Here is a 14844-nt window from a genome sequence, read left to right as displayed (position 1 = left end):
AATGAGATGGGCTCTTCAGCTACGGCCCAGGTTGCGCCAGGCCTGCGTGCGCGCGAGCAGCACGCGCGTGAGCAGCGCATAGGCGATGCACACCAGGGTCGAGGTGACCACGATCAGGCTGGCCAGCGCGGCGGCCGGGCCGATGTCGCCGGCGTCGTCCATGTGCATGATCGCGACCGACGCGAGGATGGTCTCGGGCGTGTAGAGGAAGATGGCGCACGACAGGCTGGCCATCGACACCACGAAGAAGTAGCGCCCGATGTCGAGGATGGCCGGCAGGCATACCGGCACCGTGACGCGCAGGAAGGTCTTGAAGAACGGCACCTTGAGCGAGGCCGAGACGGCCTCGAACTCGTTGTCGATCTGCTTGAGCGCGGTGACGGCCGTGAGGTGGCTCGAGGTGTAGTAGTGCACCACCATCGACACGATCAGGATCGCCATCGTCTGGTAGAGGAAGTTCAGCGGGTTGGCCGGATGGTTGAAGAACATCACGTAGCCCAGGCCCAGCACCAGGCCCGGCACCGCCATCGACAGCACGGCCATCAGGTGCATGCCCTTGCGCATCAGGCCGAGGCCGCGCGTCTTCTCGATCAGGTAGGCGCCCGTGAACACGATCAGCGAGCCGGCCACCGCGGTGGCCATGGCCACCAGCAGGCTGTTGCCGTAGGCCGCGGCCATGTCGCTCTCGACCAGCACGAAGTGGTAGTGCTTGAGCGTGAACGACTGGTCGTAGGGCCACAGCGCGATCAGCGAGGTGTAGACCGCCATGCCGATGGTGGCCAGCAGGAAGGCGCAGACCACGGTGCAGAACAGCGTGAGCAGGGTGTCGGCCACGCGCCGGCGCTTCGGGCTGTAGGGCACCGAGCGCGCGGTGAGCTGCGCCTTGAGCTTGCGCCGGACCACGTAGTCGATGACGAAGGAGACGATCGACGGCAGCAGCAGCAGCATGCCGACCACCGCGCCGATCGAGAAGTTGTGCTGCCCGACCACCTGTTTGAAGACGTCGACCGACAGCACGTTGAAGTTGCCGCCGATCACCTTGGGCGCGCCGAAGTCGCTGACCACGTAGGTGAAGACCACGGTGGCCGCGCTGATCAGGCCGTACTTGCACGAGGGCAGGGTGATGGTCATGAACTGCCGCAGCGGCCGCGTGCGCAGCGCGGTGGCGGCCTCGTAGAGCCGGCCGTCGGCCAGCGACAGGGCAGTGACCAGGATCATCAGCGCATGCGGGAAGGTGTTGTAGACCTCGGCCAGGATGATCCCGGGCGCGCCGTAGATCGAGGTGCCGCCCAGCAGGAACTTGAGCGCGCCCTGGTTGCCGAACCACTGCACGAACGAGATCGCCGACAGCAGCGAGGGCGCGAGCAGCGGGATCAGCGCGATGAGCCGGAACACGGCCTTCAGCGGTGCCGGCATGCGGCTGCGCGTGAGCGCATAGGCGAACACGAAGGCCGTGGGCACCGAGATCGCGACCACCGCGGCCGCGACCCAGACCGAGTTCCAGGCGGCGCGCAGCAGGCTCGGCGTCTGGAAGTAGGTGATGAAGTGGGCCAGGCCGACGAAGCGGCCGTCCTTGTCCTGCACCGCGTGCGCGAGGATGGTGAGCAGCGGCGCGACCAGGAACACGAACAGCATCGCCATCACGACGCACAGCACGGCGCGCGCGATGGTCTCGTCGCGGCTCCAGCGCAGGGCGGGCCGCGTGCTCATGGCCGGCTTGGCGGCGAGGGGATGGGCCAGCGTGTTCATGGTTGCGGCGCGCGCGCTGCGGAGAAGGCGCGGATGCGGTTGGCGCGCAGCGCGATGTCGACCGTGTGGCCCTCGCGGATGCCCAGGTCGTGCAGCTGGTTGAGCGAGAAGTGCAGCCCGAGCGTCTGGCCGTGCAGCGCGTCGGCCGTCACCTCGGCGATGCACAGGCCGCCGAGGAACTCGACCTTGGTGACCATGGCGCGCAGCCGGTTGGCCGTGTCCTCGCGCAGGTGCTCGACCGCGCGGTCCTCGGGCCGCAGGTAGAGGTTGACCGCCTCGCCGGGCTCGAAGGCGCCGTCGCAGGCATCGCACTGCAGCTCCATGTCGCCGACCTGGAAGCGGTGGTTGCCCAGCGCCACCGAGCGCAGCACGTTGACCTTGCCGACGAAGTCCGCCACGAAGGGCGTGGCCGGCTGCTCGTAGACCTCCATCGGCGTGCCGACCTGCTCGATCACGCCGTGGTTCATGACCACGATGCGGTCGGCCATCGACAGCGCTTCTTCCTGGTCGTGCGTGACCATGATGGTGGTGATGCCGACCTGCTTCTGCAGCCGGCGGATCTCGCCGCGCAGGCGGATGCGCTCGAGCGCGTCGAGCGCCGACAGCGGCTCGTCGAGCAGCAGCAGGCCGGGCCGGGTGGCAAGCGCGCGCGCCAGCGCCACGCGCTGCTGCTGGCCGCCCGAGAGCTGGCTCGGGTACTTGGCGCCCGAGGTCGGCAGGCCGACCAGCTTGAGCAGCTCGTCGACGCGCGCCTTGACCTCGGCGCGTCGGGCGCGGCCGTTGACCAGGCCGTAGCCGATGTTCTCGGCGATCGTGAGGTTGGGGAACAGGGCGTAGGACTGGAACACGATGCCGTAGTCGCGCCGGTCGGGCGGCAGCCACGAGACGTCCTTGCCGTTCTGCAGGATCTGGCCCGCGGTCTGGGTCTCCAGCCCCGCGATGATGCGCAAGAGCGTGGTCTTGCCGCAGCCCGAGGGGCCGAGGAAGCACAGCATCTCGCCGGGGTTGACGCGCAGGTGCACGTCGCGCAGCGCGCTGAAGGTCTCGAAGTCCTTGCGGACCCCGATGACCTCGAGCGCCGCGGCGCCGCTCGCGGGCCGCCGGCCGGCCATGAACGGGGTGTCGGTCGTATCCATTGTTCGCACTCGTCGTTGGCGGACGCGGCGGGGCGCGTGTCCGCGGGTTGGAGGAAGACGGCAGGCGGGAGAGGCGGGGCGAGCTCTTACTTGGGTTCGGCCTTGCCCTCGTAGCGCTTGCTCCACTCGGCCAGGATGCGTTCGCGGTTCTTGGCGGCCCAGTTCAGGTCGTTCTTCGCGAGCAGCTTCTCGTAGTTGTCGGGAATGCCCTCGAGCTTCGAGACCACGCCGGGGTAGGCCACCACGGCCCACCAGCGTGCGCTGATCTGGTTGGCCTCCTTGCTCGCCATCCAGTCGGCGAAGCGCCTGGCCTGCTCGAGCTTGGTGCTGGTCTTCATGAGGCTGGTGGCCTCGATGTCCCAGCCCAGGCCTTCCTTCGGGAAGATCAGGTCGACCGGGGCGCCCGACTTCTTGACCTGGTGGGCGCGGAACTCGAAGGAGATGCCGATCGGGAACTCGCCCGCGCCGGCCTGCTTGCAGGGCTTGGAGCCCGAGTGCACGTACTGCGCGATGTTCTGGTGCAGCGCGTCCATGTACTTCCAGCCCTCGGCATCGCCCCACAGCTGCAGCCACGAGGAGACGTCGAGGTAGCCGGTGCCGCTGGAGGCCGGATGCGGCATCGAGATGGCGCCCTTGTAGACCGGCTTGGCGAGGTCCTTCCAGCTCTCGGGCTTGGGCAGGCCCAGCTTCTGCGCCTCGACCCGGTTGAAGCAGATGGTGGCGGCCCAGACGTCCATGCCGACCCAGGCAGGCGGGCGCGCGGCATCGGAGTAGGCGGGGTTCAGTTCCTTGAAGCCCTTGGGTTCGTAAGGCAGCAGCATGCCTTCCTGCTGCAGCAGCGCGAGGCTGCTGGCGGCCAAGCCGGCCACCACGTCGGCCTGCGGATTGGCTTTCTCGGCCAGCAGCTTGGCGGTGACGATGCCGGTGGAGTCGCGCACCCACTTCACCTCGATATCGGGATTGGCCTTCTCGAAGGCGTCCTTGTAGAGCTTCATGGCATCGGTCTCGAGCGCGGTGTAGACCAGGAGCGAGGTCTTCTGCGCCCAGGCGGCGCCACTGGTCGCGAGGCCGAGCGCCGCGGCGCACAGGACGGCCGCGAGACGGCGCGAGCTTGGTTTCATCGTCATCTGTTTCTCCTGAGAGGGCTTGCTGTCACGAAAGGGTGAGTGGCGGGCGTCCGGGGCCTGGCGGCCGGGATCCGGTGAAAGCAATGTAGATTGCCAACTTAATACTGTCAATAAAAAATTGTTGACAGTTTTCAATCCGAGGCTGGAGAATGCGTTCCATGGTCACCAGCAATCCCTCCTCCGCCCTCGCGTTCCTCCAGTCCAGCTCGCTGCCGATGCTGATGCAGGAGGAGATCGAGCGATTGATCATGACGGGCGAGCTCCCGGTGGGCAGCCGCATCAACGAGAGCGAGCTCTCGCAGCGCTTCAACACCAGCCGCGGCCCGATCCGCGAGGCGCTGCGCGCGCTGGAGGAGGCGGGCCTGGTGCGCAACGAGAAGAACCGCGGCGTCTTCGTGCGCGAGATCGCGTTCGAGGAAGCGGACGAGATCTACGAGCTGCGCGAGGCGCTGGAGGAAATCATCGGCCGCCGCGTGGCGCTGGCGATCAAGCCCGATGCCGTCGAGCGGCTGCGCGCCATGCTCGACGCCATGCGCTCGGCGGCCCAGGCGCAGGACGTGGAGCAATACGCGCAGCTCAACCTGCAGTTCCACGAGATCCTGCTCGACACCGCGGGCAGCAGGAAACTGACCGAGACCTACAAGCGCCTCGTGAAGGAGCTGCACCTGTTCCGCATGCGCGCGCTCGACAGCGGCGGCGGCCTGCGGGTCTCGGCCGACGAGCACCGCGACATCGTCGAGGCCATCGCCAGCGGCGACCCCGACATCGCGGGCCGCGCGCTGCGCCGGCATGTCGCGGGCAGCCGCGCGCGCATGCACAAGGCCTTCGGCCGCGCCGATGCCGAAGCCGCCACCACGAACAACCCACCAAAGGAAGTCTGAAATGACACCGGAGACCCTCGAAGTCAATGCCAGGAGTTATCGCTGGATGGCGCGCCCGATCGTGGTCGTGTGCGTGGACGGCTGCGAGCCGGCCTACCTCGACGCGGCCATCGCCGCCGGCGTGGCGCCGTACATCGGCCGCATGCGAAAGGAGGGCGCCGACCTGCTGGCCGACTGCGTCGTGCCGTCCTTCACCAACCCGAACAACCTGTCGATCGTGACCGGCGCGCCGCCCGCGGTGCACGGCATCTGCGGCAACTACTTCTTCGACCGCGAGCTGGGCCAGGAAGTGATGATGAACGACCCCAGGTACCTGCGCGCCGGCACCGTGCTGGCCGCCTTCGCCGACGCGGGCGCCAAGGTGGCAGTGGTCACGGCCAAGGACAAGCTGCGCAAGCTGCTGGGCCACCGCATGAAGGGCATCTGCTTCTCGTCCGAGAAGTCGGACCAGGTGACGATGGAGGAGAACGGCATCGACGACGTGCTCGGCATGGTCGGCATGCCGGTGCCCTCGGTCTACAGCGCCGAGCTCTCCGAGTTCGTGTTCGCGGCCGGCGTGAAGCTGATGGAATCGCGCCGTCCCGACCTGATGTACCTCTCGACCACCGACTACGTGCAGCACAAGGCAGCGCCCGGCAGCGAGCAGGCCAATGCCTTCTACGCGATGATGGACCGCTACCTGGCGCAGCTCGATGCGCTCGGCGCCACCATCGTGCTGACCGCCGACCACGGCATGAACGACAAGCACGGCGCCGACGGCTCGCCCAACGTCATCTACCTGCAGGACGTGCTCGACGGCTGGTACGGCACCGGCACCGCGCGCGTGATCCTGCCGATCACCGATCCCTACGTGGTGCACCACGGCGCGCTCGGCTCCTTCGCCACGGTCTACGCGCCCGACGAGGGCAGCGTGCCGGGCTGGATCGAGCGCATCCGCCAGGTGCCGGGCATGGAGTCGGTGCTGTCGCGCAAGGAAGCGGCGCAGCGCTTCGAGCTCCCCGCCGACCGCATCGGCGACATCGTGGTCGTGAGCGAGAAGAACACCGTGATCGGCACCGCGGCCAGCCGCCATGACCTGTCGGCGCTTGAGGTGCCGCTGCGCTCGCACGGCGGCGTGTCGGAGCAGCGCGTGCCGCTGATCTGCAACCGCCCGGTGGCGGGCATCGCCGCCGGCCGCCGCCTGCGCAACTTCGATGCGCTCGACATCGCGCTGAACCACGCCCAGTAACCGACCGCCGGAGCACCCATGAGCCAAGCCACGCTGAAGCCAGGCACCATCCACCGCGAAGCCCTGCGCATCGCCGGCGAGCGCGTCTACCGCGACCGCACGATCGAGGTCACCTATCCCTACACCGGCGAGGTGATCGCCACCGTGCCCAAGGCCACGCTCGACGACGTGCGCAACGCGCTGCGCATCGCGCGCGACTACAAGCCCACGCTCACGCGCTACGAGCGCTACAAGATCCTGATGCGCGCGGGCGAGATCATTGCCTCACGCCTCGACGAGATCTCGCGCACCATCACGCTCGAATCGGGCCTGTCGCGCAAGGACTCGCTCTACGAGGTGGGCCGCGCCTCCGACGTGCTGCTGTTCGCGGCCAACCAGGCGCTGGTCGACGACGGCCAGGTGTTCTCGTGCGACCTCACGCACCACGGCAAGAGCCGCAAGGTCTACACGCTGCGCGAGCCGCTGCAGGGCGCGATCACGGCCATCACGCCGTTCAACCATCCGCTCAACCAGGTGATCCACAAGGTGGCGCCGGCCGTCGCCACCAACAACCGCATCGTGCTCAAGCCCAGCGAGAAGACGCCGCTGGCGGCCTTCCTGCTGGCCGACATCCTCTACGAGGCCGGCCTGCCGCCGCCGATGCTGTCGGTGCTCACCGGCGACCCGCGCGAGATCGCCGACGAACTGCTGACCAATGCCGACGTCGACCTCGTCACCTTCACCGGCGGCGTGCCGATCGGCAAGTACATCGCGGCCAAGGCGGTCTACAAGCGCCAGATCCTCGAGCTCGGCGGCAACGACCCGATCATCGTGATGGACGATGCCGACGTCGAGGAGGCGGCCACGCTCGCGGCCAGCGGCTCGTACAAGAATTCGGGCCAGCGCTGCACCGCGATCAAGCGCATGCTGGTGCACGAATCGGTGGCCGACCAGTTCGTCGAACTGCTGGTGGCCAAGACCCGCGCGCTCAAGTACGGCGACCCGATGGATCCCGACACCGACATGGGCACGGTGATCGACGAGGCCGCCGCGAAGCAGTTCGAGGGCGTGGTCAACGAGGCCATCGCGGCCGGCGCGAAGCTGCTGTACGGCAACGAGCGCCGCGGCGCGCTGTATTCGCCGACCGTGCTCGACCGCGTCGATGCCGGGATGACGGTGGCGAAGCACGAGACCTTCGGGCCCGTGTCGCCGGTGATCCGCTTCAAGACCATCGACGAGGCGATCCGCATCTCGAACGGCACGGCCTACGGCCTGTCGTCGTCGATCTGCACCAACCGGCTCGACCACATCACGCGTTTCATCCGCGAGCTCAACGTCGGCAGCGTCAACGTGCGCGAGGTGCCGGGCTACCGGCTCGAACTCACGCCCTTCGGCGGCATCAAGGACTCGGGCCTGGGCTACAAGGAAGGCGTGCTCGAGGCGATGAAGAGCTTCACCAACACCAAGACCTACTCGCTGCCCTGGTAACCATGAGCCTGAGCCTTCCCGACATCGTCGGCCTGTTCGAAACCAAGGGCCATGCCCAGTACGACGGCGAGCCCGTCACGCAGCTCGAGCATGCGCTGCAATCGGCGCACCTGGCCGAGCAGGAGGGGGCGGACAGCGCGCTGATCGCCGCCTCGCTGCTGCACGACCTGGGTCACCTGCTGCACGACTTCGGCGGCACGCCGACGCAGCAGGGGCTCGACGACCTGCACCAGTACCGCTGCCTGCCGTTCCTGCGCGCGCTGTTCGGCCCGGCCACGCTGGAACCGATCCGGCTGCACGTCGATGCCAAGCGCTTCCTGTGTGCGCGCGAGCCCGGTTATCTGGAGGCACTGTCGCCCGATTCGCAGCGCAGCCTGCAGCTGCAGGGCGGCGTGTTCGATTCGGCGCAGGCCAGTGCCTTCGAGGCGCTGCCTTACGCGAAGGACGCGGTGCGGCTGCGGCGCTGGGACGACACGGCCAAGTGCGCCGACGCGAAGACGCCGGACCTCGCGCATTACGTGCGGCACCTGGAGGCCGCGTTGAAGCCCTCCGCCATCGCGGCATGAGCGCTACGCCACCGGTCGTGATGGCGCGCCGCCCGGCCACGCGGGAGGACGTTCCCTTCCTGCTCGCGCTGCGGCAGCGCACGATGAACGGCCACGTGGTGGCGTCGGGCGCCGAGGTCAGCGATGCGCACCACATGGCGCGGCTGATGCACCGCTTCGAATGCGCCGAGCTGCTGCTGCACGAGGGCGAGCCGGTCGGCCTGCTCAAGGTGTCGCGCGATCCGCACGAGTGGGTGCTGATCCAGATCCAGCTCGCGCCGGGCTATCAGGGCGGCGGCATCGGCACCGGGCTGCTGGCCGAGGTCGTCGCCGAGGCCGAGCGCGCCTGCGTGGACCTCACGCTCAGCGTGCTCAAGGCGAATCCGGCCCGCGCGCTCTACGCGCGCTTCGGCTTCGTCGTCGAGCGCGAGTCCGAGTTTTCCTACGAGATGCGGCGCAAGCCCTGACCCCTTCACGGAGCCGCCATGCGCCCCTTCTGGATCGAACAGGCCCTGTTCAACGACGGCGACCTCGCGCCCGCGCTGCAGGGCGAATGCGAGGCAGACCTCTGCATCGTCGGCGGCGGCTTCACCGGCCTGTGGACCGCGATCCAGGCCAGGCAGCAGGCGCCCGCGCTCGACATCGTCATCCTCGAGAGCGACCTCTGCGGCGCCGGCGCGAGCGGGCGCAACGGCGGCTGCCTGCTCACCTGGTCGGCCAAGTTCCTGACCCTGCGCCGGCTGTTCGGCGAGGACGAGGCGGTGCGCCTGGTCAAGGCCTCGGAGGCGGCGGTGCAGCACATCGCCGACTTCTGCGCCGCCCACGGCATCGACGCCGAGCTGCGCCAGGACGGCACGCTCTACACCGCCACCTCGCCGGCCCAGGTCGGCACGCTCGATCCGATGATGCGCGCGCTCGAGGCGCGCGGCATCCATTCCTACCGCACCCTGCCGCCCGAGGAAGTGGCGCGGCGCTCGGGCTCGGCGCGCAACCTCGCGGGCGTGTATTCGCCGATCGCCGCCACCGTGCATCCGGGCAAGCTGGTGCGCGGGCTGCGGCGCGTGGCGCTGGCGATGGGCATCCGCATCCACGAGCGCACGCCGATGCTCGATTTCTCCACCGCCCATCCGGTCGTGGTGCGCACGCCGGCCGGCAGCGTGCGCGCGCAGAAGCTGGTGCTCGCGATGAATGCCTGGATGGCCAGCCGCTTCGCGCAGTTCGAGCGCACCATCGCCATCGTGTCGAGCGACATGGTGATCACCGAGCGCTGCCCCGAGCTGCTCGCGCGCAGCGGCCTGACCGACGGCGTGTCGGTGCTCGATTCGCGCACCTTCGTCTATTACTACCGCAGCACGGCCGATGGCCGCCTCATGCTGGGCAAGGGCGGCAATACCTTCGCCTGGGGCGGGCGCATGGCCAAGGTGTTCGACGAGCGCTCGCCCTACGAGGCCGAGCTCACGCAGGCGCTGCGTTCCTTCTTCCCGGCCCTGAGCGAAACGCCGATCACCGCGAGCTGGAACGGCCCGTCCGACCGCTCGGTCACGGGCTTCCCGTTCTTCGGCCGGCTCGATGGGGCGCCGCACATCTACTACGGCTTCGGCTACTCGGGCAACGGCGTCGGGCCGACCTACATGGGCGGGCAGATCCTGTCGTCGCTGGTGCTCGACCAGGACAACGCCTGGACGCGCAGCCCGATCACGAAGGGGCCGCTCGGCTACTTCCCGCCCGAGCCGGTGCGCTACGTGGGATCGATCGTGGTGCGCAATGCGATCCGCCGCAAGGAACTCGCCGAGGACGAGAACCGCCAGCCGTGGCTGGTGGACCGCATGCTCAGCAAGCTCGCCAACGCCGCGGGCAAGGCCGACAAGGCGTGACAACCACCCCCGAATCTCCGCGCACTTCGTGTCGCTCCGGATCCCCCCTCGAGGGGGCGCACTCGGCGGCCCGGCAAAGCCGGTTCCGCGAGTGCCCGCGAACGAGCAGCTTCGGCACGGTGGGGTGTACCGTGGTCGATCTCGTATCGAGGTTCAGGCCGTCTCCGCCAGCGCGTCGCCCAGCGCATTGATCATGCGATCGATCTCCGCCTTCTCCGAGATGAACGGCGGCGCGAGCTGGATGGTGTCGCCGCCGTAGCGCACGTAGAAGCCCTTCTTCCAGCAGTTCATCGCGATCTCGTAGGGACGGCGCGCCGGTTCGCCGGGCAGCGCGGCGATGGTGAGGCCGGCCGCGAGGCCGAAGTTGCGGATGTCGGCGACGTGCTTGCTGCCCTTGAGGCTGTGCACGGCGTTCTCGAAATGCGGCGCCAGCGCCTTCACGCGCGCGGGCATGTCTTCCTTCTGCAGCACGTCGAGCGCGGCGATGCCGGCGGCGCAGGCCACCGGGTGGGCCGAGTAGGTGTAGCCGTGCGGGAACTCGAGCATGTAGTCGGGGCCGCCCGCGGCCATGAAGGTGTCGTAGATCTCCTTGCTGGCGATCACGGCGCCCAGCGGCTGCGCGCCGTTGGTGATCTGCTTGGCGGCGTTCATGATGTCGGGCACCACGCCGAAGGCATCGGCGCCGGTGAGCGTGCCGCAGCGGCCGAAGCCGGTGATGACCTCGTCGAAGATCAGCAGGATGTTGTTGGCGGTGCAGATGTCGCGCAGGCGCTGCAGGTAGCCCTGCGGCGGGATCACCACGCCGGCCGAACCCGCGAAGGGCTCGACGATGACGGCCGCGATGTTCGAGGCGTCGTGCAGCGCGATCAGGTCGAGCAGGCGGTCGGCCAGCTCGGCGCCGTTCTCGGGCATGCCGCGCGTGAAGGCATTGGCCGCGAGCTGGGTGTGGGGCAGGTGGTCGGCCTCGACGCCCTGGCCGAACAGCTTGCGGTTGGCCCCGATGCCGCCGACCGAGATGCCGCCGAAGTTGACGCCGTGGTAGCCCTTCTCGCGCCCGATCAGCCGGGTCTTGCTGGCCTGGCCCTTGGCGCGCCAGTAGGCGCGCGCCATCTTGAGCGAGGTGTCGGCGGCCTCGGAGCCCGAGCCGGTGAAGAAGACGTAGTCGAGGCCGGCGGGCGTCAGTTCCTTGAGCCGGTTGGCGAGCTCGAAGGACAGCGGATGGCCGAACTGGAAGGCCGGCGAATAGTCGAGCTTGGCGATCTGGCGGCTCACCGCCTCGGTGATCTCGGGGCGGCCGTGGCCCAGGCCCGAGCACCACAGGCCCGAGAGGCCGTCGAAGATCTTGCGGCCTTCGTGGTCGGTGAAGTAGGCGCCCTTGGCCTCGACGATCAGGCGCGGGTCGGCCTTGAACTGGCGGTTGGCGGTGTAGGGCATCCAGTGCGCCTCGAGCCAGGCGGCATCGGTGCGCGGGGCCGGGTTGGCGAGGTCGGGCGTGGCGAGGGTCATGGGTGCGTCCAGGTTGGGTGGGAAAGGTGACGCGACTATTGTTGGCAAGCCATTCAGTGTGGAGAATGGCGCAATATCAATGTTCACTTGACGGTCCATGCAAGTAAAAGAAGGCGCCTCCACGGCCCGCAGCCGTGCCGTTCTGGGCCAGCTCAGCGACATGGACCTGCGCCTGCTCAAGGTGTTCAAGAGCGTGGTCGACTGCGGCGGCATGGCGGCCGCCGAGCTCGAGCTCAACATCGGCACCTCGACGGTGAGCCGCCACGTGAAGGACCTCGAGACCCGGCTCGGCCTGGTGCTGTGCCGGCGCGGCCGGGCCGGCTTCGCGCTCACGGCCGAGGGCCAGCGCGTCTACGACGAGACGCTGCGGCTGCTCGCTTCGGTCGACGCCTTCCGCGGCAGCATCGACGACATCCACAACCGCATGGGCGGCCAGCTCGAGGTGGCGCTGTTCGACAAGACCGCGACCAATCCGCAGGCGCGCATCGGCGAGGCGATCGCGCGCTTTGCCGAGGTGGCGCCCGAGGTCAGCCTGGCGGTGCACGTGGGTTCGATCAACGCGATCGAGCAGGGCGTGCTCGAGGGCCACTTCCAGATCGGCATCATCCCGGCGCACCGCAGCTCGAAGAGCCTGATCTACGAGGAGCTGTTCGGCGAGACCATGCTGCTGTACTGCGGCCGCGGCCATCCGCTCTTCGAGGCCAGCCATGCGAAGCTCACCTGGCCCAAGCTGCGCGAGCACCATTTCGCGGGCCTGGGCTACCACTCGCCCAACATGGAGCTGAGCCACCGCGCGCAGCTCTCGCGCAAGGCCACGGGCTTCGACCAGGAGGCGATCGCCACGCTCATCCTGTCGGGGCGTTTCCTGGGCTTCCTGCCCGACCACTATGCGCAGGTGTTCGAGCAGCGCGGGCTGATGCGCCCGGTGCTGCCCGAGCGCTTCCATTACGAATGCCGCTTCGTGAGCCTGCTGCGGCGTTCGCCGAAGCCTTCGCGCGCGGTGCTGGCGTTCCAGGCCTGCCTCACGGCGGCGCACCGCGGCAAGTAGGAGGCGCGCTCAGCGCTGGGCGTTGGGCACCAACAGATGCTTGGCGCCGATGTGCGCCTCCATCTCGTGCATGTGCTGCTCGGCGTCGACCATGTGCTCGCTCATCAGCCGCTGCACCGTCGCGGCGTCCTCCTTGCGGTAGGCCGCGAGCAGCTGCGTGTGGTAGTCGACGTTGGCCTCGCCGAAGTGGTGGTGGTCGAGCGCCTTCTTGTAGACCACGAGGTCGCGCAGCAGGTCGTTGAGGAAGCGGCACATGAAGGACAGCACCGGGTTGGGGCAGGCCTCGGCCAGGATGGTGTGGAAGGCCAGCTCGGCCTCGCGCTGGATGCGCTGCTCGTCCTCGGAGGCCGGTTCCTTCGTGCACAGGCGCACGTTCTCCTCGAGCCGCTCGAACATCTCGGGCGTGAGCCGGCCCACCACGCTGACCGCGAGCTCGGGTTCGAGCGCCTTGCGCAGCTGGTAGATGTGGTGGCCGTCGAGGTGGTGGAAGTGCAGGAAGTTGCGCAGCGGCTCGGACGCATGCTCGACCGACACCTGCTGCAGGTAGGCGCCGCCGCCGGGCCCGGTGCGGATCGAGATCAGGCCGCTGACCTCGAGCGCCTTGAGCGCCTCGCGCACCGTGCTCTTCGAATAGCCGAACAGCTCGATCAGTTCCTTCTCGTTCGGCAGCCGGTCGCCGGGCTGCTTGCGCTCGGCCACGATCCAGCGCTTCACGTCCTCGACGATGACGTCCGAGAGCTTTTGTCGCTTCGGGCGGTGTTGCCCCACTGTCATGCCCACGCTCGATGTCCCTCGGGAGATGCGCGGAATGCGCAACAGCGCGCGATCTTACCCAGCGGTACTGGGTGCATCGGCGTGGTGCACGCGGGCGGGGCGAGGGGGCCGCGAAGTCGGTGGTTTTTGGGCACGAGGATTGCTAGCGGGTTTTTACCAGCATATTAATCCTATTTATCCGCTTAAATTCGCCGCGACCGCGGACGCCCATCCCCTCCACCCTCACCACGACGGAGTTCCTCTTGCAACGCAGACGCCTTCTCCAACTGGCCGCCCTGTCGGCCGCTCCCGCTTCCCTGCTGGCCGGCCGTTCGGCTTTCGCGCAATCGGCCGACGCGATCCGCTTCGGTTGCCCGGTGCCGATGTCGGGCGCCTTCGCGGCCAACGGCAAGTTCGCCGACCTCGGCATGAAGCTGGCGATCGAGCAGTACGGCAGCGTGCTCAAGCGTCCGCTGGCCTACACGGTGCTCGACACCGAGGGCAAGCCCGCGACCGCGGTGCGCAAGGTGCAGGAAGCCTCGCAGCAGCAGGGCGCGAAGTTCTTCGCGGGCGGCATCCTGTCGTCGGAAGCGCTGGCCATGGGCAAGGAGGCCGAGAAGGCCGGCGGCCTGTTCATCACCACCGCGGGCGCCGACGAGATCACCGGCAAGGACTGCAACCCCGCCACCTTCCGCTGGTCGGTGCCCACCTTCGGCGCCATCGAGCAGACCGTGCGCCCGCTGGTCGCGCAGATGCCCAAGGCCAAGCGCTGGTACACGATCACGCCGCAGTACGTGTTCGGCGACGGCCTCTTGAGCGCGGCCAAGACCATCTTCCAGGAGAAGGGCATCGAGCACGTGGGCAACAGCTACCACTCGCTCAACGAGAAGGAGTTCAGCGGCTACCTCACCAACGCGATGGCCGCCAAGCCCGACGTGCTGCTGCTCCTGAACTTCGGCGCCCAGTCCTCGGCCGCGCTGCGCCAGGCGGTGAGCTTCGGTATGCACAAGAACATGACGATCCTGATGGCCTGGGCCTCGGGGCTCGAGCAGTTCGACGAGCTCGGTGCCGACCTCTGCGACGGCGTGTACTTCGGCGCGCAGTACTGGCACACGGTGGATACGCCGCTCAACAAGGAGCTGGTGAAGCGCACCGCCGACAAGCTCAAGATCGTGCCCAACTACAGCCTCGCGGGCTCGTACGTCTGCACCAAGATCCTGATCGACGGCATCGTGAAGGCCGGCACGGTCGACCAGAAGGCCGTGATCGCGGCGCTCGAGGGCATGAAGTTCGACGGCCTCACGGGCAGCGAGGAGATCCGCAAGGCCGACCACCAGGTGGTGAAGGACTACTACCTGCTCAAGGGCAAGGCCAAGTCGAAGATGAAGGACGCGGCCGACTACGTCGAGGTGGTGAGCTCCGGCAAGTCCTTCCTGCCGGTCGACAAGACGGGCTGCAAGCTGGCCTGAGTCACGCCGGTTCCGCGATCTCGTCCGCGCCATCACGGTGGCACGGCGGAGCGCGGTCCGC

13 protein-coding genes are annotated in these 14844 nt (G+C 68.3%); 8 read left to right on the top strand and 5 right to left on the bottom strand.

Annotated elements, in window-relative coordinates; translation table 11 throughout:
* Positions 1-15 precede the first annotated feature (15 nt).
* From ACEN9J_RS11720 to ACEN9J_RS11710, 3 genes are all read right to left on the bottom strand, one after another.
* Positions 16-1749, bottom strand: a complete 1734-nt coding sequence (locus ACEN9J_RS11720) for a putative 2-aminoethylphosphonate ABC transporter permease subunit (protein WP_413764152.1) — start codon at positions 1747-1749, stop codon at positions 16-18.
* Complete coding sequence (locus tag ACEN9J_RS11715) at positions 1746-2885, bottom strand: putative 2-aminoethylphosphonate ABC transporter ATP-binding protein (protein ID WP_413764151.1); 1140 nt, start codon at positions 2883-2885, stop codon at positions 1746-1748. Before ACEN9J_RS11715 ends, ACEN9J_RS11720 begins: the two co-directional genes overlap by 4 nt.
* An 86-nt stretch (positions 2886-2971) precedes the next feature.
* Positions 2972-4012, bottom strand: a complete 1041-nt coding sequence (locus ACEN9J_RS11710) for a putative 2-aminoethylphosphonate ABC transporter substrate-binding protein (protein WP_413764150.1) — start codon at positions 4010-4012, stop codon at positions 2972-2974.
* Positions 4013-4170: 158 nt separating this feature from the next.
* On the opposite strand from ACEN9J_RS11710, the gene ACEN9J_RS11705 reads away from it, so the two are divergent.
* Genes ACEN9J_RS11705 through ACEN9J_RS11680 form a run of 6 tightly spaced genes read left to right on the top strand, consistent with a single transcriptional unit; the run spans position 4171 to position 10007 of the window.
* Entirely contained in the window at positions 4171-4893 is a 723-nt protein-coding gene (locus ACEN9J_RS11705; protein ID WP_261207860.1) for a phosphonate utilization associated transcriptional regulator, read from the top strand.
* A gap of 1 nt (position 4894) precedes the next feature.
* Positions 4895-6121, top strand: a complete 1227-nt coding sequence (gene phnA / locus ACEN9J_RS11700) for a phosphonoacetate hydrolase (RefSeq protein WP_057589561.1) — start codon at positions 4895-4897, stop codon at positions 6119-6121.
* A gap of 18 nt (positions 6122-6139) precedes the next feature.
* On the top strand, positions 6140-7588 hold the full coding sequence (gene phnY / locus ACEN9J_RS11695; RefSeq protein WP_413764149.1) for a phosphonoacetaldehyde dehydrogenase: 1449 nt from the start codon (positions 6140-6142) through the stop codon (positions 7586-7588).
* Positions 7589-7590: 2 nt separating this feature from the next.
* Complete coding sequence (locus tag ACEN9J_RS11690) at positions 7591-8154, top strand: phosphonate degradation HD-domain oxygenase (protein WP_057589563.1); 564 nt, start codon at positions 7591-7593, stop codon at positions 8152-8154.
* Positions 8151-8600 (top strand): N-acetyltransferase family protein, encoded by a 450-nt coding sequence (locus ACEN9J_RS11685; protein WP_413764148.1) that lies wholly within the window; start codon positions 8151-8153, stop codon positions 8598-8600. The genes ACEN9J_RS11690 and ACEN9J_RS11685 overlap by 4 nt, the downstream gene beginning before the upstream one ends.
* 18 nt (positions 8601-8618) lie before the next feature.
* Positions 8619-10007 (top strand): FAD-dependent oxidoreductase, encoded by a 1389-nt coding sequence (locus ACEN9J_RS11680; RefSeq protein WP_413764147.1) that lies wholly within the window; start codon positions 8619-8621, stop codon positions 10005-10007.
* A gap of 153 nt (positions 10008-10160) precedes the next feature.
* Here the strand turns inward: ACEN9J_RS11680 and ACEN9J_RS11675 are convergent, their stop codons facing one another.
* A complete protein-coding gene (locus ACEN9J_RS11675) occupies positions 10161-11513 on the bottom strand; it encodes an aspartate aminotransferase family protein (protein WP_413764146.1) in 1353 nt (450 codons plus the stop codon).
* Positions 11514-11610: 97 nt separating this feature from the next.
* Here ACEN9J_RS11675 and ACEN9J_RS11670 point away from each other — a divergent pair, with 97 nt between their 5' ends.
* A complete protein-coding gene (locus tag ACEN9J_RS11670; protein ID WP_057589568.1) occupies positions 11611-12561 on the top strand; it encodes a LysR family transcriptional regulator in 951 nt (316 codons plus the stop codon).
* Between the two features lie 9 nt (positions 12562-12570).
* Here ACEN9J_RS11670 and ACEN9J_RS11665 read toward each other — a convergent pair whose 3' ends face one another.
* The gene (locus ACEN9J_RS11665) at positions 12571-13335 is read right to left on the bottom strand and encodes a FadR/GntR family transcriptional regulator (protein WP_057589569.1); all 765 of its coding nucleotides are present in this window, start codon (positions 13333-13335) and stop codon (positions 12571-12573) included.
* 242 nt (positions 13336-13577) lie between these two features.
* Between ACEN9J_RS11665 and ACEN9J_RS11660 the strand changes: the two genes are divergently transcribed.
* A complete protein-coding gene (locus ACEN9J_RS11660) occupies positions 13578-14783 on the top strand; it encodes an ABC transporter substrate-binding protein (RefSeq protein ID WP_413764145.1) in 1206 nt (401 codons plus the stop codon).
* Positions 14784-14844: the final 61 nt, after the last annotated feature.

The organism is Variovorax sp. Varisp41 (genome assembly GCF_047325085.1).
Lineage (GTDB): Bacteria > Pseudomonadota > Gammaproteobacteria > Burkholderiales > Burkholderiaceae_C > Variovorax.
The sequence above is the reverse complement of the archived record's forward strand: the minus strand, read 5'-3'. Positions and strand labels throughout refer to the sequence as shown.